The sequence below is a fragment of the Pseudomonas sp. Q1 genome, from assembly GCF_009935975.1.
GTDB lineage: Bacteria > Pseudomonadota > Gammaproteobacteria > Pseudomonadales > Pseudomonadaceae > Aquipseudomonas > Aquipseudomonas palleroniana.
In genome coordinates this window covers 1-20,058 of record NZ_QODI01000011.1, presented here as the reverse complement: position 1 = coordinate 20,058, position 20,058 = coordinate 1, and the positions used below count along the sequence as shown (strand labels likewise).

The window sequence follows — 20,058 nt, the reverse complement described above, 5'->3', positions numbered from 1 at the left end:
TTGGCGTTTGCCCACATGCTCAATGCAGCGACGCACTATTCGATCGACTATCCCGACCTGTCACTGATTCTCGCGCTGGTACGCGGTGGCACTCTGGCGCGGGCGGCGACATTGCTGCGGGTGGATGTGTCCACGGTGTTCCGCGCCGTGCGACGGCTGGAAGCCGCCTTGGGCCAGACATTGTTTGAAAAAAGCCGCAGCGGTTATTTGCCTACCAGCCTGGCAAGCCATCTTGCGCAACAGGCCGAACGTGCCGAGCAGGCCCTGGAGGCGGCGCGTATCGGCGTGGAGCAGGGCGGTGAAGTGATCAGCGGCACGGTGCGCCTGACCTGTACCGATTCGGTGTTGCAAGGCTTGCTGTTGCCGGCCCTGGCGCAGTTCATGCCCGAATACCCGGCGCTGACCCTGGAGTTGAGCACCTCCAATGATTTCGCCAACCTCAGTCGGCGTGATGCGGATATCGCCCTACGCCTGACCAGGACGCCGCCGGAGCATCTGGTGGGGCGCTGCCTGGGCACCGTCCGCTATCAGGTGTGTGCCAGCGCCGAGTATGCGCGCCGGCACGCGGGGCGTGAGTTGGCCGACCTGGCCTGGATCGCACCGGATGATTTTCTGCCGGATCACCCCACGGTGACCTGGCGCCGCGAGTATTTGCCGGGCGTACGCCCCAGCTACCGCTGCAACAGTATGTTGTCGGTGACCGAACTGGTGCGCACGGGATTGGGCGTTGCAGCGCTGCCGGACTTTCTGTTGGGCGATGGCCTGCAACCCCTGAGCCCTGCATTGGAGGGGCGTGACACCGCGCTATGGCTGCTGACGCGCCCGGATTGTCGGGCGCTGCGCTCGGTGGTGACGTTGTTCGATGAGCTGGGACGGCATGTACGCTGGCCGCGGCGTTAGGTTTTTCGCACAAACTGCTCATGCATTTCGCACGTCAGGGTTTCGATACGCTCGGTCAGTTGCTTGGTCATTTCCGTCAGCCGGGTGTTTTGCTCCAGTAGTTCCAGCAGCTGCCTGGTGGTCTGCGCGGCCTGGGCCTGGCGTTCGGTATTGGCGATGGCCAGGGCTTCGCGGTGTTGCGCATCGGCGTCGGACTGGGCTTTGTCTCGCGCCGCCTGGCGTGTCTGGGCCAGCAGGATCAGCGGTGCGGCGTAGGCTGACAAACGGGTACACGTCGAAGTGCGTGACGCCGCTCATGTTCAGCGCGACCCACAACACCACGATTACGGTTTGCGCGCCGAGGAAGGTCGGCGTGCCAAAGAAGCGTGCAAAGGCTTCCGCCTTGAGGGCAAAGGTATCGTTGCCGAAGGTCGGCGCGAGGTGAGCGTGGCCTCGGTGAAAGCGCAGGTGGTCGACCGGCGCGGCTTCTGGTTTGTCTGGGGTCATGGCGGGGGCGAATCCTTGGCGTGAACACAGTCAGCACTATAAACCGAGCCCCCGGCCAGGCACATGAAGAACGAGTCAGCTGTGGCCCCGCTCATTGGCAAACGCACTGACCGCCTGCACCGCCTCGCCGGTGCCTTCGCGAATCTGCAGGATTACCGTGCCGGCCTGGTTGGCCAACTCCACGCCTTGGGCTGCGCGATCACGGGTGGTGCCCATGCTGTCGATGGCTTGGCGGGTTTCTTCCTGGATCATCGCAATCATGCCGGAGATCTCCGTCGTCGAGCCGCTGGTGCGTGCCGCCAATTGCCGCACTTCATCGGCCACCACGGCAAAACCACGGCCTTGCTCGCCGGCCCGTGCGGCCTCGATGGCGGCGTTGAGGGCCAGCAGGTTGGTCTGGTCGGCAATGCCACGAATGGTATTGACGATGGCGGTGATCTGCTGCGAACGCTCGCCGAGCTTGGCGATCAGTTGCGAAGAGGCATCAATGTCCACGGCAATTTCACGCATGCCCGTGGCGGTTTTCTGAATCACTTCAGCGCCTTTTTCCGCCATGTCCTGTGTGTTCAGGGACAGGTGGTAAGCCTGTGCAGCGCTTTGCGCATCGGCGGCATGTTGCAGCACCCGGGCGGTCACGTCCGAGGCGAACTTGACCACTTTGCACAGGCGTCCGCTGGCGTCGTACACCGGGTTGTAGTTGGCCTCCAGCCACAGGGTCTGGCCGTGTTTATCGATGCGCTCGAACTGGCCGTTGAACAGTTCGCCCTGGTTCAGACGGTTCCAGAACGCACTGTATTCGGGGCTGTTGGCCAACTCCGGCTTACAGAACAGGCGGTGATGCTTGCCCTGGATCTGCGCCAGGGTGTAGCCCATGCGCTGCAGGAAGTTCGCATTGGCGGTGATGATGGTGCCGTCGAGGTTGAACTCGATCATCGCCATGGCACGGTCGATGGCCTGCAGCTTGGCATTGGCTTCGCTTTCGGCCTGCAGGCGCGGGGTGACGTCCATGGCGTACTTCACCACTTTGATCACGCTGCCGGACTCATCGCGTACCGGGTTATAGCTGGCCTCCAGCCACACCGACTGCCCATCGCCGGCGACTCGCTCAAAGGTGCCGGACTGGAATTGGCCATTACGCAGGTGCGTCCACAACTGGTTGTACTCGGCGCTGCGGGCGAACGCCGGGGTGCAAAACATCCGATGGGGCTGGCCCAGGATCTGCTCGGCGCGGTAGTTCATGGTCTTGAGGAAGTTGTCGTTGGCCCGCAGCACGCGACCTTGCAGGTCGAATTCGATCACCGCCATGGAGCGCTCGATGGCGTCCAGCAGGCTGGCTTGCTGGGCGTTGGTGTGCTGCAGGGTATTGATGGTTTTTTTATGGGCGTTGAATAGCATGTCGGGGGGCTCGGGCAAGCATGCGTAGGAGAAGGCATCCATGTATATGCGCCTGACCCCGTAGGGCGCGGGGCCTCACGGTTGACGTGCTCATTGTCAGCTTCCTTGTGCTGACAGCGGGAGTGGAACAGCGGATTCAGAGTGTTCAGCTTGCCAAGAAGTTCGCCCCTGGAGCAGGACCATTATTGGGCAGCCGACCAATGGCGGCATTATGCTATTGCTTTGGCGCTGCGACAGAGGATTCAGACGGGAAGTTGTAGGACAACTCAGGCGGAACAGGCGACCGCGTATTCACTGACCTTGACCCGGTTGCGCCCGGTTTTCTTGGCCACATAGAGGGCACGGTCGGCGGCGTTGAGCCACATGACGGCATCGCTGAAAACCGGTTGGAAGTCCGCCAGGCCGATGCTCAGGCTGATGCGCAACTCGGGGATCTGCGGGTTGCGATAGTTACTGAAGGTTTCACGCATGCGCTCCATGACGAGCACCGCTTCCTGCAGGGGCATCTTCGGAAGAATCACACAGAATTCATCGCCGCCGTAACGCCCTGCGAAGTCGTTTTCCCGCAGGTGCTGGCGCAATAGTTGGCTCAGTTGGCGCAGCACGGTATCGCCGACGATATGGCCGTGAGTGTCATTGATCTGCTTGAAGTGGTCGATATCGATCAATGCGATGGTGGCCTGGCCTTGTTGCTGCTGGCACTTATGGAACTTGAGGTTCAGCAGGTCTTTCCACGAGCCGTGGTTGAGCAGGCCGGTCAGGCTGTCGATACGGCTAAGGGCGCTGAGGGTGCGTTTGTGCTCCGACAGTTTGATCGCCAGTTGATAGCAGACCATGCCGATGGCCATCGGGTAGAGCGTCAGCATCGGCAGGCAGGTGTAGACCTGGACGGGGCTGACATTGGGATTGAACGTGATCCCAAAGCACCACCACGCGATGCCGATTCCGCCCGCTTGTGCCACCAGCCCGCGCAGGAACAAACGCTTGCCGCCCGCCGCGACGTTGTTCATGGTCATCATCGACAGAATGGTCACGGTTGCCAGTGGTGTGAATTGGATGGCCGCGGCCCAGAAGCCACCAAACAGGGAGTCATAGAGCATGTTGCGTTGCTCGGCCTGATAGGGGAAAGGCGAGCGGGTAGAAAGCAGGTAGGCCACATGTGCCCAGGCATACCCGTTGAACAACAGCAAGGCCCACACCCAGTCGGGCATCGACAAGGGGGACAACGCTCCGATCACGCTGATGCTGCCGATACCCAGGCCGATAATCCTTGGCTTGTAGATACGCCTGGCAAATGAAAGCCCTTTGCCTCGTTTGTTTTCCATAGGTCTTGGGTCAGCTCTGTTTTTGCAGATACGGCAGCAAGTGTCAGTGGTTTAAACCGCTGATCGGATTAGGGATGTGAATATTGTCAGTGATTCGTGTGGGAATAATTAGTGTCCTTCCAGGCCATTTGTGCCGAGAAGCGTACGAATACATTAAAAGCGACCTTAAGTGTCGTTCCAGGGCAAGTATCAGCGCAGGTGGGCCGAAGGTATTTCGTAGCCCGCCAGGAACAAGTCGATTGCCGACTCGATAACATGGGCCTGGGCGGCGGTGTCGAGGGTGGGTTGGCCCAGGGTGATCTGCGGCCAGAAGGCAAAGGCCTTGAGCAGGCTCTGGATCTGGTGGGCGGCAAAGGCCGGGTCGGTGCAAGACAGGCGGCCATCGTCCCGCGCTGCTCGCACCCACTGGGTAAAGCCTTCTTCGCGCTGGCTCAGACGGTTGACCATGTCTTGCGCACGTTCCGGTGAATGGATGGTGGCGGCGATGGCAACGCGGGCCAGGTCTAGAAAGTTGGTGTCCGACATCATCTTCATCTTCGCTTCCAGCAGCCCGCGCAATTGCTCGCGCAGCGGGCGGTCGCTGGTGTAGATCACATCCAGTTGCGCGACGGTGCTGGCCCAGAGCTGGTGGAGGATCTCTGCGAACAACTCTTCCTTGCTGGGGAAATGGTTGTACACCGTGCGCTTGGAAACACCGGCGGTGGCGGCGATCTTGTCCATACTGGTGACCTCGAACCCATTTGCCCGGAACTCGGCGATGGCCGCCACTACGATAGCTTCGCGTTTGCGGTCAGTGAGGCGTTGAGGTGCAGTCGCAGTCATGGATAGCATTCGGCTCTGAAAGGAAAATTACACTGGGTAGTTTACTTGCTCCGAGATTTGTTGCAATGTAGAAACTACACTGTGCAGTGTAAGTTTGCCGCGCAGTGTAATTTATGCGCGGACCCCCAGGAGTCACTCTGCAATGGCCACCCTCTCAACCCGACTCGACCCGGCGCCGGCAGCGCTCAAACCTGCCGAGCAGGACCAGGGACACTTCAGCAACGACGCCCCGGTACAGCACGGTGGTTTTGGCAAGACGTTGCGTATTTTCTGGAACATGCTGTTCAACAAACCGCGCAGCACGCGCCCGGTAGGCGCGATCCCGGTGCAACCGCTGACCCGCGAGCAATTGTTGGCCGCCCCGGACCACAGCGTGTTCCGCCTGGGGCATTCCACCGTGCTGCTGAAAATGCGCGGTAAGTTCTGGCTAACCGACCCGGTGTTTGCCGAGCGCGCCTCACCGTTCAGTTGGGCCGGCCCCAAGCGGTTCCACCAGCCACCTATCAGTCTCGAAGAGCTGCCGCCATTGGAGGCGGTGATTCTTTCCCACAATCACTACGACCACCTTGACCGCAAGGCGGTCGTGCAACTGGCCGACAAGACGCGATACTTTCTCGCGCCATTGGGCGTGGGGGACATCCTGATCAAATGGGGCGTCGACACCAGCAAAGTGCGTCAGTTGGATTGGTGGCAGGGCACCGAGGTGGAGGGCATACGTTTTGTCGCCACCCCTGCGCAACATTTTTCCGGGCGCGGCCTGTTCGATGCCAACCAGACGCTGTGGTGTTCCTGGGTGATGATCGATGGCCCGCGGCGGATCTTTTTCAGCGGCGATACCGGCTATTTCGACGGTCTCAAACGTATCGGCGAGCAGTACGGTCCGTTCGACCTGACGCTGATGGAAACCGGCGCCTACAACGTCGACTGGCCCCACGTGCACATGCAGCCGGAGCAAACCCTGCAAGCGCATATCGACCTCAAGGGCCGTTGGCTGCTGCCCATCCACAATGGCACCTTTGACCTGGCATTCCATGCGTGGCACGAGCCCTTCGATCGCATCATGGCCCTGGCGTGGGAGCGCAGTGTGTCGATCACCACGCCGGCGATGGGACAGATGTTCAATCTGAACCAGCCGGAGCGTGGGCATGCATGGTGGCTGGACGTGGAAACCCAAGGCACGCAAGAGCCGCTCGTGAGCTGAACACCGAGGTAACCGAAAAAGGATTTTTCAGCGTGTTTCAGCGCTGCGACAGCGGCAGGAAGAGGGTGCGATGATCCCCGAAACATCATGCTTCGGGGGTAATTCTGATGGAAGACAAGTGTAGGAAAATCTGGCCGCAGGCTTCGCCTTGCCGGCCTGGGCAACTGTTGCCAGCGTTCGCAGAACCCTGTGCACCGCCCGCTACAGCGTCCAACGCTCCTGCCGACAGTGCGAGCCCCCGCGGTATTGCTTTCGATACCGACTCCCACCCCCATGCGCCAATCGGTGTGCTCATCCCCGGATACAGCGTGCCGGGGTCTTCCATCAAACCCGTGCGTGACCCTTCGTTATCACTGATCGCCTTGAGTGGCGTCGAGCCCGAGACGCCGGTGATGGTGGCGGTGCCGCTGGTGCGGAACAACAGCTCGTTCGCCACCGCGCAATCACTGGCGGGGTGGCGTGTAGGCTTTGCCGACCGCTATGTCCGTAGTAGTGATCACGAACCGATTGAGCACAGTGTCGCCTTCCTGTGTGCACTGGACACCCTGCGTCAGACCGCTGTGCAGTTGGTGCCGGTGGCCGCACAACGCATGGATGACACGGCCAGGTTTTGCGCGCATACCCGTAATGAAATCGACGACCTCACGTTGGCATATCGTCTTGATGCCCTGGTGTCTGATGGCAGCAGCGCGGCCTTTCATGGTGCTTGCGGGAGCGGCTATCCACGCCTGGAGGCACCGCTCGAAGGTGGGGGCACGCTGTACTTCTACGGCTCGCGCCGGGCACGGGATTCGCTGATGGCATTGGTGCAGGGCTACAAAAATAAGGTCGCTTGCCTCGCGGCGGGCAGGGCGCAAACTACCGCTGGTGTTGAGTAATCCCACGCTGTGAACGGGCTGGGTCTCGCTGCTGGGAAGGAGGGATGTTTTTAGACTGACGTACGGATCAACGTTGATTCGTTGTTATTTCTTACCCTTCCCTGGAGATGATTCATGTTTGGAATTGGCCATGGTCTGAATGTGTTTGTCAGTCACGCTGCGCCGTTTGTAGCCGCGCAAAAGTCCAAGACGGCGGCGAACCCTGTTCCGCCCGGAACGGAGTACGCCACGGTTCAGCAACTGGGCGAGCAAATGGGCAGGCTCGGGGCGTTCACTGCGGCAGATTTGGTCGGTTACCTGCAAGCGCGTATCCGCATGCTGGACCCTGCGTTGAACTCGGTGATTGAGCTAAACCCCAAGGCCCTGGAAGCGGCCCGCGAGCTGGACCGCGAACGCGCCAGCGGCAAGGTGCGGGGGCCGTTGCATGGCATTCCCATTCTGGTCAAGGACACCGTGGAAGTTGAAGGCATGCAAGCCAGTGCAGCGGCATGGGGACTTGTCGGGGCTCCCGTCAGCAAGAGCGCCCCCATCGTTCAGCGCCTGATCGAGCAGGGCGCGGTGATTCTGGGGACCACCAACCTGACTGAAATGGCGGGTTTTCGTGGCGGCCCCGATGGCTACAGCAGCCGCGGCGGCCAAACCCGCAACCCGCATGGTGCGGACGCGGACGTGGGCGGCTCCAGCTCCGGCTCGGCTGCGGCGGTCGCGGCTGGGCTGGCCCCCCTGGCAGTGGGGACCGAGACCAACGGTTCGATCATCGTGCCGGCGGCGCTCAATGGTGTGGTTGGCCTCAAGCCCAGCGTCGGTTTGTTGAATCGCGAGGGGATCATGCCTGCCAGCCGGCGGCAGGACACGCCGGGGCCGATGACCCGTTCGGTTTTGGATGCCGCGCTGATGCTCAACGCCATGACCAACGACCCCCAGGCTCCTGCCGGGGCGCAGGCTGTCGATTACACCCGACAACTGGTGCCAGGCGCCTTGCTCGGCAAGCGTATCGGTTACCCCACGACGTTTTCGGACGGCGCTACAACCCTGCCGGTGGTTAACAGCGAACAGTTCAACCAGACACTGGAAGTACTGCGCAAACAAGGTGCGATTCTGGTTCCGATCAACATGCGCCTGGCCGATGCTTCACGCTACGACGAACTGCTGCTTGGCGATGTGAAGGAAGAATTGAACGGCTATTTGGCCAAGCGAGAGGGACTGCCGGTCAAGTCGCTCAAAGAGCTGATCAGATTCAACGATGCGCGTGAGGGGACACAGGCCGATCACCAGCCTGTCCTCAAAGAGATCGACGCATCCACCCTCACACCGGAACAACGCCAGGCAGCCTGGGATGAGCTTCTCCGGGATTTTCGCGGTACGGTGGATGAGCCCATCAAAGAGGATAATCTGGATGCCATCGTGTCGGATTTCGACAGCAACAGCTACTTTGGCGTTGCAGCTGCTGGCTACCCGGGAATCACGGTCCCCTCGGGCGCGACCGAGGACGGCCTGCCTGGCAGCGCCTACTTTTTTGGCCCCGCCGGCTCCGAAGCTCAACTGCTGGCCGTGGCGTATGGCTATGAGCAGGGTGCCCAGGCCGCCATCAAGCCGAAGCTTTCGACCCCGCATGCACTTGCCAACTCGTAGCGTGCTGCCGGGCTGTGGTGTGGCAGCCTAGGGCCCAGGGCCAGGCGCGCACGTTCGCAGGCATGCTGGTTTTTGCCTCAATGATGCGCCGGGCAGTTGCAATTTAAGGTTTGGCGTATCGACGGTCAGACTCAGTGCCGAGGAAAGAACACCATGGCCTACAGAATTCACATCCTCGGCGCTGCGGGTGCCGGCACCACGACCCTGGGCAAGGCCATGGCCGAACGCCTGGGGGTTGCCTACTTCGATTCGGATTTCTTCTATTGGCAGCAAACCCCCGACCCTTTTACCGTTGCCCGGCCCCGGGATGAACGCATCCGCCTGCTGCAAGAGCAGACGGCGGGCCTGCAAAGCTGGGTGCTGTCAGGTTCGCTGTGCGGTTGGGGCGACCCGATGCTCCCGCAGTTCACCCACGTGGTGTTTCTGCGTCTGGACACCGAAACCCGCCTGCATCGATTGCGCCTGCGAGAAATGCAACGCTATGGCGATGAAGTGCTGGAGGGCGGCAACCGCCACGCCAACAGTCTCGCCTTCCTCGCCCTGGCCGCCCGTTACGACGACGGCAACCACAGCCTACGCAGCCTGCGTCGGCATGAGACCTGGTTGAAGGCGCTGAGCTGCCCGGTGATCCGGTTGGATGTCAGGCACCATTCGGTTGAGGCGTTGGTGGGGCAATTGCTTGAAAGGTTGCGTGAAACCAGTGCTCAAGCAAATAGCACTTCAATTCGACCCTGAACACGCGACGCGGGAGCGGTGCTGATGACAATTTGCACATCGCGCCCTAGCAGCGACAAGCATTCCAACATCTTGGCCTCACTGATGCCTCGGAATTTTCCACGAAGCATTTCCGACACTTTGGGTTGTGACAACCCGAGAATCACTGAAGCCTGGGTTTGAGTGAGATTACGTGCCTTGAGGATCTCGCCGATTTTGGCTGCGAGCTGCGCCTTGACCTGCATTTCGGCAGCGTTGGGCTGACCAATATCCTCATAGACATTGCCGCTGCCTTCTTCGATCTCAATGGTTTCGTGATGCTTGTGCATGATCCTGCGCCGCCTTGAGTCGCTGTTTGATCAGTTGTATGTCGTGCTGCGGGGTTGCAATGCCTTTTGTGGATTTTTTCTGAAAACAATGGAGGACATAAACAGCGGAGCCAAACCGAACGGTGTACACCCCTCGATAAGTGTTGCCGTCGAAATCCTCGATGATCTCCAGTACTGCGTTACCTCCAAATCCTTTCAATGCTTTTGTTTGTGAATGCCTTCCACCTTCTTGAGCAAGATGCAGTGCAAAACCGAAAATGTCTTGAACTGAACCCGGCATCAACTGAAGGTCTTTTTTGCTGGCGCCCACCCACAGCAGTGGCTTCCATGAGCTCATGAGAGGTTATACCTAAATAGGGATAAGTGGCAGTGCAGGTAAAAAATTTACTCTGCTGTCTCATGAACGACCTGGAGCGTTGGCTGAGGCGTACCGCCCCGCACACTCATCCCCCAACCCGGCGCAAACCCCGGGAAGAACACCAACCCTTCGGCCTCCAGGCGAAACGCCAATGCCAGGCGGGTGTCATCACCCACGTCGCCCTGGCTTTCAAACTGTTGAAGCGCCTGCACCGTCACACCTGCCAGGCGGGCCAGTTGTTCCTGGCTCCAGCCCAGCATGGCGCGGGCCTGCACGCTGTGTTTGGCGGTGAATTGGTGCAGGACGATCTGCTGTTCTACGAAAGAGCTCATTGCCAGAGAGGACATGGGGTTTCTCCAGGTTCGACGGGGGAAGGCAAACTATACTGTGTTTTTGTACAGTTGTTTTGACCGCTCATCAACTGGATTCTGGACAACCCACTATTCCACCCCTGGCGCCTCCCGAATGATCAGGTGATCCAGGTTTTCGATATTCGCGCTGAACACCCCGAACGTCTGTTCGGGGTTCTTCTTGCTGGGCACCTGTTTGAGCGTCGGCGTCACCCCGTAGAAGAAGCAATACAACGCCTGCTCACTGTCCACTGCCGCCTTGATCTGCTCCAGGAACGCTTTGCGCTTGCGGTAGTTCTCGATGAGTTTTTTGCTCAGGTAGACGTTGACCGAGTAGGGCTTCTTGTCGAGCCACACTTTCTTTTCGAAGTCGATGCGAAAGCTGCTGGTGTAGTCCTTGATCGCCTTGATCCTGCCCCAGTAGATCAGGCCCTTGTTGTCTTGCAGGTATTCGATTTTCTTGAAAAACGTCCAGTAGGTTGCCGTGTGATCGCCGATCTTCAACGGCATGCGCTTGAGCTTGTCCTTGTCGTCGATATTCGACACATAACATTCCACCGGGTGGGCGAAGACGCTGGTTTTGTCCGGTGCGGCATCGGTGGTGCCGACGAGCGCACCGGGCCGGGTTGGCGATGGCTGTGTTGAGTCTTGCGCAAGGTTTCCCTCAGTGCCCGCCAGCGGTTTCTTGCGTTCGTACTGACGCCGCGTCAGTACAAACTCCGATGGGAAGTTGTCCTCTCGCTCGTCGTCGTGTTCACCCGTCGCCGGCTTGTGGGTGCTGGCATAGCGGCAGCCGTCGATATGCCGGGTGCTGGTCTTGTTCTTGAAGTGCGGTGTGCGCTGATAATTGACGTTTTTGGCGTTGAAGGTACTCAGCGCATTCCCCGTGTCGAATGCCCCACGGCATTCATCGTTGGGGCACAGGAAGCGATCCTTGTCGGAGTCGAAGTCAGCGGTTTCGTCGAAATTCAGGTCTCTTACATCGTAGATCGACAGCTTGTCATCGAGACTCAGGCTGTAGGCCGTGTCGAATTTCATGGGGCTCGGGTCCGTGAGATATTTCGCTATTAATAGCGGGATCCAGCACAAATATCAGCAAGAACCTGCTACCCGTCGCCCACTCAAGAAGCACAAGGTGCCCCCGATCGCAGTCAGTGCGCCGAGGGCATAGAACATGCTGGTAGGGGCGGCGTTGATCAATAAATACCCACAGATGACCGGGCTCATTGCCCCGCCGAACGCGGCCAGGTTTTGCGCACCGTAGTAACTGCCGCGCAGCGCATCGGGGGCGATGGTATCGATAAACAGAAATTCCGACGGGTAGATGATCATCTCGCCCAAGGTGAACACAAACATCGCCAGGCACCAGGTGAGCAGGCTGTCTGCCAGGCTGAAACCAACCAGCCCGACGATGAACAGCAAGGTGCCCAGCACGATCCAGTAGCGCAGTTGTTCGCGTTTGAGAAAGCGGCCGATCTGGTACTGCATCAGAATCACGGTGATAGCGTTGCAGGCCAGCACCGCAGACAGAATCTTCAACGCGTCGGCAGGCTTGTAGGCCACCAGCAGAAATTGCGACAGATACAACGTATAGCGCCCGTGGACAATGGTGCTCAACAAGCTACCGCCGGTGAACAGGATCAGCGTGCGGTCGCTGCGTAACGTGCGCAGGGTCGTGAGAAAACTCAAGGGCTTGTTGCTGTCATCCTGTTGCGTCGGCGGGATGCCGATCATCAGGAACAGGCTGCCAAACGCAATGGCACTGGCGATCAGAAAGGGCGCCAGTTGCATGTGACCGGCAATCACCACACCAAGCATCGGGCCCGTGGCGTAGCCAACGTTGGTCAGGGTGTAGCGCAGCGAAAATACCTTGGCGCGCTCCGCCACCGGCAGGTTCTCGCTGATGATGGCTTTGGAGCCGATCAGGAACAGCGCCGACGCCGCCTCGGTGATCACAAGTGTCAAGGTGGTGAGGTAGAGATTGCTGGCAAAGGTCAGCAAAAGAAAACCGATGGAGCTGGACAGCATGGCCAGGATCAACAGCTTGCGCTTTTCCAGGCGGTCGATGATGTAGCCGCCGTACAGGCCGAGCAACGTGGCGGTAAACACGGCAATGCCCATCAGCAGGCCGATGTCTTGCTGGTTGAGGCCCAGCCGGGTGCTCAACAGCAGCGCCAGCAACGGGCTGGTCATGGCACGGCTGACCACGATGGTCACCGAGCAAATCATCAGGCGACGGATTACCAAAGAGTAGGTGGGCACGGTGGGGCGAGCGTCCTTGTTATTGCTTTGAGACAACACCGGTCGAATGGGAAAACAGACCGCCTGTGGGAGCGAGCAAGCCCGCTCCCACAGTCAGGCCGGGTTACTGCCCGGCGTTGATGCTGATTTTTTCTACCGCACCTTGCTCCAGGTCCCACTTCTTCAGGATCTTGCCGTAGGTCCCGTCATCGATCATGCCCTGCAGCGCTGCACTGATCGCGCTGACCAGCTCGGTATTGCTCTTCTCGATGCCCAGCCCGGTGAACTGCTTGGAAATCGCCAGCCCCACCGGCTTGTATTTACCTTTATCCAACGACATCAGATAAGGAATCGTCTCGCTGCCCTGCATGGCCGCATCCAGGCGGTTCTGCTGCAACTGCGCCCGTGCATCCGCCGAGCCTTCGGTGCCGATCACCACGATTGCCGGCTTACCCGCCGCTTCGCAGTTTTGCTTGCTCCACGCGGCAATTTCCGACGGCCAGGTGGTACGGCGGCTAGTGCCGACTTTTTTACCGCACAGGTCAGTCAATTCCTTGAGGTCTTCACGCTTGGCCAGGGTGTACAGCTGCGGGCCGCTGGTGAAGTAGTCGATAAAGGTCACTGACTTCTGGCGTTCGGCGGTATCGCTCATGCCCGACAGCACGATGTCCACGCGTTTGGTGGTCAGGCCGCTGAGCATTTGCTCGAAGGCGGTTTCCTGCCATTTGATCTTCACACCCAGGCGTTCGCCCAGGGCGTTGCCCAGGTCAAAGTCCAGGCCGGTGATCTGGTTGGTGGCCGGGTCCTTGAAATCCATTGGCGGGTAGTTCGGCACGATGGCCGCGCTGATCTCGCCTTTCTCCTTGATTGCCGCCGGCAATGCCGCGAAAACTGCAGTGGAGGCCATCAGGCCCGCGAGCAAGGTGGGGATAAACAATTTTTTCATGGAGGCGTTCTCGTTAGTTTTCTAGTTAAGTGCGAACGGCAGAAATAAAGCTTTGGGTACGCGGGTTTTGTGGGCTTATTAGAATGTCTTCGGGGCTGCCGGCTTCCACAATCTGGCCGGCGTCCATAAACACCATGCGGTTGGAGACTTCGCGGGCAAAGCCCAACTCATGGGTGACCACGATCATGGTCATGCCGGTGGTCGCCAGGTCGCGCATCACCGACAGCACTTCACCGACCAACTCCGGGTCGAGAGCTGATGTGGGCTCATCAAACAACATCAGCTTGGGGCGCATCGCCAGCGCACGAGCAATCGCCACACGCTGTTGCTGGCCGCCGGATAACTCCACCGGGTAGGCATTGCGTTTGTCCGCCAGGCCCACGCGCGCGAGTAACTCCAGCGCATCTTCGGTGGCTTCCTTGGGTGAACGCTTGAGGACCTGGCACGGGCCTTCGATGATGTTCTGTAACACGGTCATATGCGGGAACAAATTGAAGCGCTGGAACACCATGCCCGTCGCCAGGCGTTGGCGGGCGATCTGCGCTTCATTCATCTCATGCAGCTTGTTGCCGACCACGCGGTAACCGACCAGCTCGCCGTCGACCCACAGGCCGCCCTTGTCGATTTTTTCCAGCTGGTTGACGCAGCGCAGCAGGGTACTTTTACCCGAGCCCGATGGGCCGATGATGCACATGACCTCGCCTTGCTCGACCTCGATGTTGATGTCACGCAGCGCGTGATACTGGTCGTAATACTTGTTCAGGTTGACGGCCTTGACGATGCTTCTCATGGGGCAAATCTCCTCAACCAGGCTTACGAACGCTTGCCGGCGCCGCGGGCAAAACGACGCTCGAGGCGGCTTTGACCAAATGAAAGAACAGTCACCACCGCCAGGTACCAGATGCCGGCCACCATCAGCAGCTCCATGACCCGCGCGTTGGCGTAGTAGATGTTTTGCGCGTTGTGCAGCAGCTCCGAGTATTGGATGACGCTGGCCAGGCTGGTCATTTTCACCATGCTGATGAACTCGTTGCCTACAGGCGGAATGATCACGCGCATGGCCTGCGGCAGAATCACCCTACGCAGGGCCTGCAAGCTCGGCATGCCGATGGACTTGGCCGCTTCGTACTGGCCCGTGTCGACCGACAGCAAACCGGCACGCACCACCTCGGCGGTATAGGCACCCTGGTTGATGCTGAGGCCGAGCAGGGCGGCCACAAAGGGCGTCATCAGGTCGACGGTGTCGATGCTGAACAGGCCGGGTATCGCGATCACCGGGAAAATCAATGCCAGGTTGAACCACAGCAGCAGTTGCAGAATCAGCGGCGTACCCCGGAACAGCCAGGTGTAAGTGATGGCCACGTAGCGCAGGATCGGGTTGGCCGACATGCGCATGATCGCCGTGATGACCCCGATCACTACGCCCAGCGCCATCGCCAGGATCGACATGACGATGGTATTCACCAGGCCCCACAGAATCGCCTCGGACGTGAGGAACTGGCCGATGTAGGACCATTCGATCTGGCCATTGGCGAAGGCGCGCAACAACGCGACCAGCACAATCACGATCAAGGTGGCAAAAAACATCCGCCCGTAATAGCGACGCGGCACGTGCTCGTACTGCGTGATATCAAACTGGTTTTCGGACAACTTGCGCTCGGCTTCCAAGCGCTCTGCCGGGGTTTGGTTCATGGTGCTACTCCAAAACTAACAACGCACTAACGGCTGTACTCGGTCCAAATGTGGGAGCTGGCTTGCCTGCGAAGGCGCTAGCCCACACACCGAGGATTGATCGTTCCCACGCTCTGCGTGGGAATGCATCCTGCGACGCTCCGCGTCACCCTTGCGCATGAACGGGACGCAGAGCGTCCGGGGCGGCATTCCCACGCAGAGCATGGGAACGATCGTCAACGATCGTCACAGGTGTGGGTTAAATTCGAAATCCGGTGTAGCTGTCAGCCCATTTTTGTTGAGCGGCCAACGATACCTTCAACCGCTCAATCTGCTCTTTAACCCGTTCCGGCGCCGTCCCACCCCACCCATTGCGCGCCGCAATCGCCGCTTCCAGTGTCAGGCAGTCGCGCACCTGCGGCGTCAACCGCGCATCCACCTCAGCCAGCAGCGCCGGCGAGGCTTCCCACAACTCAATCTCATGCTTCTCACAGGCTTGTACCAACGCGCCGGTAATCTCATGCGCCTCCTTGAACGGCACACCCCGCGTGGCCAACCAATCCGCCACCTCCGTCGCCAGGGTGAAACCCATCGGCGCCTGCCGCCGCAGCTCTTGCACCTGCACCTGCATGGTCGCGACCATACCGGCCAGCGCCGGCAGCACCAGCAGCAGGGTGTCGACGCTGTCGAGCACACTGTGTTTGTCTTCACTCAAATCGCGGTTGTAGGACAGCGGCAAGGATTTGAGCGTCGACATCAACCCGGTCAGGTTGCCAATCAATCGCCCGGCCTTGCCCCGCGCCAATTCGGCAATGTCCGGGTTCTTTTTCTGCGGCATGATCGAGCTGCCAGTGGCGTAGGCATCATCCAAGACCACCCAGCGGAACTGGCGCGAAGACCACAGGCAAAACTCCTCCGACAGCCGCGAAATATTCACCCCGAGCATGCCCGCCACAAACAGAAACTCCGCCACATGGTCACGGCTTGCTACGGCGTCGATAGAGTTTTCGCACGGCCCGGTGTAGCCCATTTCCTTGGCCGATTGTTCCGGCTGACGCGCAATCGCCGAACCGGCCATGGCCGCTGCACCGAGGGGCGACAACGCCGTACGCGCATCCCAATCGATCAACCGTTGCACATCGCGCAGCATTGACTGGGCGTGGGCCAACAAGTGATGGGCGAACACAATCGGTTGCGCCTGCTGCAAGTGCGTGAAGCCCGGGCAGATGCTCTGTACATGCTGCTCGGCCTGTTGCACCAGCGCCTGCTGCAAAGCCAGCACTTGAGTGGCGATGGTGCGCACATGGTCGCGCAGGAAAAGGCGCAGATCATTGGCCGTCTGATCGTTACGCGAGCGCCCGGCACGCAGCTTGCCGCCCAGGGCGCCCAGGCGCTCGGTCAGTACGCGTTCGATGAAGGTGTGCACGTCCTCGTCATCCAGGGTTGGATGCAGGTTGCCGGCGGCGAAATCTGCGCCGATGCCGTCCAAGGCTTGCAGCGTGCGCAAGGTTTCCGACTCATCCAGCAAACCGGCGCGCTGCAACTCACGGGCATGGGCACGGGAGCCGGCCAGGTCATAGGGCGTGAGGCGAAAATAGCGCTCAGGGCAACGCGACAACGCGGCCAATGCCGCAGACGGACCGGTCTTGAAACGAGCGCCCCAAAGGCGGTCGGTGGGCTGGGACATGGAGGTTCCTCACGCTTGTTTTTAGAAGAGTCGGAGGCAGTAAAAATAAATTTCCAACGGCGTAGAACCGGCGTCTGACGCGCCGTATTCAAGGTTGCCAAGGGCGGATGTTTATGTTCATTATCGCCGCCTGGCTATATTCAAGGATTGGGTTCAAGCCTGTTGAATATGGCACTAGAGGTCAACGCGTATTATGGAAACCCCACTTTCCACTTCTGGAAACCTGCCACCCAAACCCGGCGCAAGACCGCCGCTGCAATTGAGCGGGCTGGACTTCAAGTTGCTGCGGGTATTCATGGCTGTGGTCGAGGCCGGCGGTTTCAGCGCCGCGCAAAACGAGCTGAATGTGGGCTTGGCAGCTATCAGCAAACAGATTTCCGACTTGGAAATCCGCATTGGCATGCGCCTGTGCACCCGGGGCAGGGAAGGCTTCGGGCTGACCGAAGAAGGCAAGTTGGTGTATCAAGCTTCCATCGAGTTATTTACCTCGGTCGACAGTTTTCGCGACAAGCTTAGTTCAGCGCAAAATGAACTGATCGGTGACCTTAGTGTGGGCGTTATTGATAACACCGTATCGGACGTTAATTCACCGCTTATTGCGGCCCTGGGAAAATTACATAGTGAGTCGCCCAAGATTCGATTACGCCTGCACGCCTCACATCTGGATGAAGTTGAGCGCGGCGTAGTGGAAGGGCGCCTGGTTGCCGGCATCGTCCCGGTCTACCAACGCCGCGAGGAATTCGACTACTTCCCGCTGTACGAAGAAAACGCCCACGCCTACTGCGCAACAGGGCATCCACTCTTCAATGCGAGCGATATCACGCCCGAAGTCTTGCGCCAATACGAAGTGGTGAACCATCGGTATGCGATCCATCGCGACAAGGCCAACTTCGTCAACTACGACAGCCAGTCAGCCTCGGCCTCCCAGGTTGAAGCCGTGGCCATCCTGATCCTTACCGGCCGCTTCCTCGGCTTCCTGCCGGAACACTACGCAACGCCGCTAGTGAGAGAAGGCCGCCTGCGCGTACTGTGCTCGGAGCAGGTCCACCTGAGCACGGCATTCAACCTCATCCTGCGCCACAACGCACCGCGCAGCCCCATGGTAAAAGCCTTCGCCACAGCCCTGGGCGTAGACCTGAAAGCCGCGACATAAATACCTGCCGACCACAAATCATCGGATTGGCAAAGATCAAATGTGGGAGCTGTCGAGCCCCAGCGAGGCTGCGAAGGGATCGACGCGATTTCCCTGTCGAGCCCATAAACCCGTATCGCCTCGACTCGTAGCAGCCCATGCTAGTGCGATAACGCTGGCATTCTTCGGATGTTTGCCAGATAGCTTTGAAATAGAGCATTCTCGAATCATCATTCTTCCCAGTCTTTCCTTACCCAGAGAGGTGTTCTCTATGTCTTCTGGAACCGTCTTTACTAACAACCGTACGCAAAATATTCGCATCCCTGCCGACATGCGTTTTCCTGCGGGAGTGAAGACCGTGGAGGTCCGTGCTGTGGGAAGAGAGCTGATCATTTCGCCTGTTGAAAACACTTGGGACAGCTTTTTTCTTGCCAGTGAATCGGTATCTGAAGATTTCATGGAGGAACGTGCCGATCAAACCCAGCAAGAACGAGAGTCTTTTGATGATTAGTACGTGCTTGATACCAACATCGTGATCTACATCATCAAGCGTCGTCCGATCGAAATATTGGAAAAATTCAATGCCAATGTTGGGCGTATGGTGATCTCTCTTTCATCACCCTGCTGAGCTGATGCATGGCGCAGAAAAGAGTCAGTTCGTAGAAAAAAATACGTGAGCCGTGGAAGACTTCTCTTCCCGGCTCAATGTCTTTAGCTACGACGACAAGGCCGCTTTTCACTACGGCTCGATACGTTCAGATCTGGAGAAAAAGGGCACGCCTATCGGCGTCAATGACCTACATATTGCCGGGCACGCTAGAAGCTCAGGCTTGGTCTTGGTTACTAACAATGAAGATGAGTTCACGCGCGTAAATGGCTTGATTGTGGAAAACTGGATAGGCGTCTAGTGCAGACTTCCTGCCAACCCCACCCGCATCATCGCTGCAACCGATCCCGCTTTTTCTTCTTCGCATGAAAATGCCGAAAATGCGCATCCTGCGCCGCTGCCAACAACTCCCGATCCCCGCGCGTATCGCCCCAGGCCCGCAGCCGGTATTCCCCCAGGTCGCCATACACCGCCTCAAGCCGCAGCACTTTGTTCTCACAGCGGCAGTTATTCCCGGTGAGCTTGCCGGTCAATACGCCATCAACCACCTCAAGCTCAGTGCCAATCAACTTGATCCCCAGCCGATTCGCAAACGGCTGCAACACCAACGCCGGCGACGCAGAACACAGCGTCACCACGGCCCCCGAGTTCACCTCATCGGCCACCGACTGCAAGCCCTTGGGGCGCATCAACTTGCTCCAATAGCGCTGGCAATACGCCTCGGCCTGCTGCTGAACCCACGCCTTCTCCACCCCGGTCATAAAGGTGCGAATCAGTTGTGCCTTCAACTCATCCCGGCTGATCTGCCGCACCAAAAAGCGCAGCCCCGGCACCGCCAGCTTGACCATCCGGCCATAGAACTCACCGGGGCCAAAGGCGAACTTGAGGAAGGGCACAAAACTGTCGTGGTGGGTCAGCGTGCCGTCGAAGTCAAAGACGGAAAGTACTTTGGCGTCAGCGGGGCCGGCTTCGAGCATGTCTGGGTTCACGGGTGGCCTCGGTCCTATCTAAATGTTTAAGCGTGCATCAGGTGTGACAGCAGGAGTCTACTCCCGTGCCAATCTTCCGATCTTGGCGTAAAGCCCTTCGGTAAAAGCCTCCCGATCACTCGACCGGTGACAACGCTGATGGCAATTGGGGCATAAGGCTACAGCATTGGTGATGCGATCCGAACCCTTCTGGGCGAGGTGCTTGATGTGATGTGCTTCAAGAGATGGCGATTCAACGCCAACTTTGAGTTCACTAGAAATTAAAAAGCCCTGAACGAGTCAGGGCTTTTTGATACTGCCTGGCTTCGGGAGAATCAGTCCCAGCTCAGCGCGCCGCCGGTCTGGTACTCGATCACCCGAGTCTCGAAGAAATTCTTCTCTTTCTTCAAGTCCAT

The 20,058-nt window shown here is 59.0% G+C and carries 21 protein-coding genes and 3 pseudogenes; 8 read left to right on the top strand and 16 right to left on the bottom strand.

Features of this window, described 5'->3' with window-relative positions; translation table 11 throughout:
* Positions 1–15: 15 nt before the first annotated feature.
* Complete coding sequence (locus DK870_RS18130; RefSeq protein ID WP_161549321.1) at positions 16–900, top strand: LysR family transcriptional regulator; 885 nt, start codon at positions 16–18, stop codon at positions 898–900.
* Here the strand turns inward: DK870_RS18130 and DK870_RS18125 are convergent.
* From DK870_RS18125 to DK870_RS18110, 4 genes and pseudogenes are all read right to left on the bottom strand, one after another.
* Positions 897–1,386, bottom strand: a pseudogene (locus tag DK870_RS18125) (DUF1003 domain-containing protein). The gene DK870_RS18130 and the pseudogene DK870_RS18125 sit on opposite strands and share 4 nt — an antisense overlap.
* A 75-nt stretch (positions 1,387–1,461) precedes the next feature.
* Positions 1,462–2,781, bottom strand: coding sequence for a PAS domain-containing methyl-accepting chemotaxis protein (locus tag DK870_RS18120; protein ID WP_161549407.1), 1,320 nt, complete (start codon positions 2,779–2,781; stop codon positions 1,462–1,464).
* A 266-nt stretch (positions 2,782–3,047) separates the two neighbouring features.
* Positions 3,048–4,106, bottom strand: a complete 1,059-nt coding sequence (locus tag DK870_RS18115) for a diguanylate cyclase (protein ID WP_161549320.1) — start codon at positions 4,104–4,106, stop codon at positions 3,048–3,050.
* Between the two features lie 189 nt (positions 4,107–4,295).
* Entirely contained in the window at positions 4,296–4,928 is a 633-nt protein-coding gene (locus tag DK870_RS18110) for a TetR/AcrR family transcriptional regulator (RefSeq protein WP_090369025.1), read from the bottom strand.
* Positions 4,929–5,070: 142 nt separating this feature from the next.
* On the opposite strand from DK870_RS18110, the gene DK870_RS18105 reads away from it, so the two are divergent.
* From DK870_RS18105 to DK870_RS18090, 4 genes are all read left to right on the top strand, one after another.
* Complete coding sequence (locus DK870_RS18105) at positions 5,071–6,129, top strand: MBL fold metallo-hydrolase (protein ID WP_161549319.1); 1,059 nt, start codon at positions 5,071–5,073, stop codon at positions 6,127–6,129.
* 308 nt (positions 6,130–6,437) lie between these two features.
* Positions 6,438–7,007 carry a hypothetical protein gene (locus DK870_RS18100; RefSeq protein WP_235594064.1) on the top strand — a complete coding sequence of 190 codons (570 nt, stop codon included), beginning with the start codon at positions 6,438–6,440 and terminating at the stop codon, positions 7,005–7,007.
* Positions 7,008–7,121: 114 nt separating this feature from the next.
* Complete coding sequence (locus DK870_RS18095; RefSeq protein WP_161549318.1) at positions 7,122–8,639, top strand: amidase family protein; 1,518 nt, start codon at positions 7,122–7,124, stop codon at positions 8,637–8,639.
* A gap of 153 nt (positions 8,640–8,792) precedes the next feature.
* A complete protein-coding gene (locus DK870_RS18090; RefSeq protein WP_161549317.1) occupies positions 8,793–9,374 on the top strand; it encodes an AAA family ATPase in 582 nt (193 codons plus the stop codon).
* Here DK870_RS18090 and DK870_RS18085 read toward each other — a convergent pair.
* From DK870_RS18085 to argH, 9 genes are all read right to left on the bottom strand, one after another.
* Positions 9,344–9,682 (bottom strand): helix-turn-helix domain-containing protein, encoded by a 339-nt coding sequence (locus DK870_RS18085; protein ID WP_161549316.1) that lies wholly within the window; start codon positions 9,680–9,682, stop codon positions 9,344–9,346. The two genes, DK870_RS18090 and DK870_RS18085, sit on opposite strands and share 31 nt — an antisense overlap.
* Complete coding sequence (locus DK870_RS18080) at positions 9,657–10,019, bottom strand: type II toxin-antitoxin system RelE/ParE family toxin (protein WP_161549315.1); 363 nt, start codon at positions 10,017–10,019, stop codon at positions 9,657–9,659. The genes DK870_RS18085 and DK870_RS18080 overlap by 26 nt, the downstream gene beginning before the upstream one ends.
* Positions 10,020–10,066: 47 nt before the next feature.
* The gene (locus DK870_RS18075; protein WP_161549314.1) at positions 10,067–10,387 is read right to left on the bottom strand and encodes a helix-turn-helix transcriptional regulator; all 321 of its coding nucleotides are present in this window, start codon (positions 10,385–10,387) and stop codon (positions 10,067–10,069) included.
* A gap of 93 nt (positions 10,388–10,480) precedes the next feature.
* Complete coding sequence (locus tag DK870_RS18070) at positions 10,481–11,428, bottom strand: hypothetical protein (protein WP_161549313.1); 948 nt, start codon at positions 11,426–11,428, stop codon at positions 10,481–10,483.
* A 54-nt stretch (positions 11,429–11,482) separates the two neighbouring features.
* Positions 11,483–12,652 carry an MFS transporter gene (locus DK870_RS18065; protein WP_090369034.1) on the bottom strand — a complete coding sequence of 390 codons (1,170 nt, stop codon included), beginning with the start codon at positions 12,650–12,652 and terminating at the stop codon, positions 11,483–11,485.
* Positions 12,653–12,755: 103 nt separating this feature from the next.
* Entirely contained in the window at positions 12,756–13,577 is an 822-nt protein-coding gene (locus DK870_RS18060; protein WP_161549312.1) for an ABC transporter substrate-binding protein, read from the bottom strand.
* A gap of 25 nt (positions 13,578–13,602) precedes the next feature.
* Positions 13,603–14,367: an amino acid ABC transporter ATP-binding protein gene (locus DK870_RS18055; RefSeq protein ID WP_060757243.1), complete on the bottom strand. Its 765-nt coding sequence runs from the start codon at positions 14,365–14,367 to the stop codon at positions 13,603–13,605.
* A 23-nt stretch (positions 14,368–14,390) separates the two neighbouring features.
* A complete protein-coding gene (locus DK870_RS18050; RefSeq protein ID WP_060757244.1) occupies positions 14,391–15,269 on the bottom strand; it encodes an amino acid ABC transporter permease in 879 nt (292 codons plus the stop codon).
* A gap of 238 nt (positions 15,270–15,507) precedes the next feature.
* The gene (gene argH / locus DK870_RS18045; protein ID WP_161549311.1) at positions 15,508–16,935 is read right to left on the bottom strand and encodes an argininosuccinate lyase; all 1,428 of its coding nucleotides are present in this window, start codon (positions 16,933–16,935) and stop codon (positions 15,508–15,510) included.
* Positions 16,936–17,128: 193 nt separating this feature from the next.
* Here argH and DK870_RS18040 point away from each other — a divergent pair, with 193 nt between their 5' ends.
* From DK870_RS18040 to DK870_RS18030, 3 genes and pseudogenes are all read left to right on the top strand, one after another.
* Positions 17,129–18,088: a LysR family transcriptional regulator gene (locus DK870_RS18040; protein ID WP_161549310.1), complete on the top strand. Its 960-nt coding sequence runs from the start codon at positions 17,129–17,131 to the stop codon at positions 18,086–18,088.
* Positions 18,089–18,338: 250 nt separating this feature from the next.
* Positions 18,339–18,578 (top strand): type II toxin-antitoxin system VapB family antitoxin, encoded by a 240-nt coding sequence (gene vapB / locus DK870_RS18035; protein WP_104994612.1) that lies wholly within the window; start codon positions 18,339–18,341, stop codon positions 18,576–18,578.
* A gap of 3 nt (positions 18,579–18,581) precedes the next feature.
* A pseudogene (locus DK870_RS18030) lies at positions 18,582–18,975 on the top strand (type II toxin-antitoxin system VapC family toxin).
* A 28-nt stretch (positions 18,976–19,003) separates the two neighbouring features.
* Here the strand turns inward: DK870_RS18030 and DK870_RS18025 are convergent.
* The 3 genes and pseudogenes from DK870_RS18025 to DK870_RS29710 all read right to left on the bottom strand — a co-directional run.
* Positions 19,004–19,651, bottom strand: coding sequence for an HAD-IB family hydrolase (locus DK870_RS18025; RefSeq protein ID WP_161549406.1), 648 nt, complete (start codon positions 19,649–19,651; stop codon positions 19,004–19,006).
* A 69-nt stretch (positions 19,652–19,720) separates the two neighbouring features.
* Positions 19,721–19,891: pseudogene (locus tag DK870_RS18020) on the bottom strand (HNH endonuclease); the annotation flags it as partial.
* Positions 19,892–19,977: 86 nt separating this feature from the next.
* Positions 19,978–20,058, bottom strand: an 81-nt coding sequence (locus tag DK870_RS29710; protein WP_223820096.1) for a hypothetical protein, incomplete at its 5' end; no start/stop codon positions are given.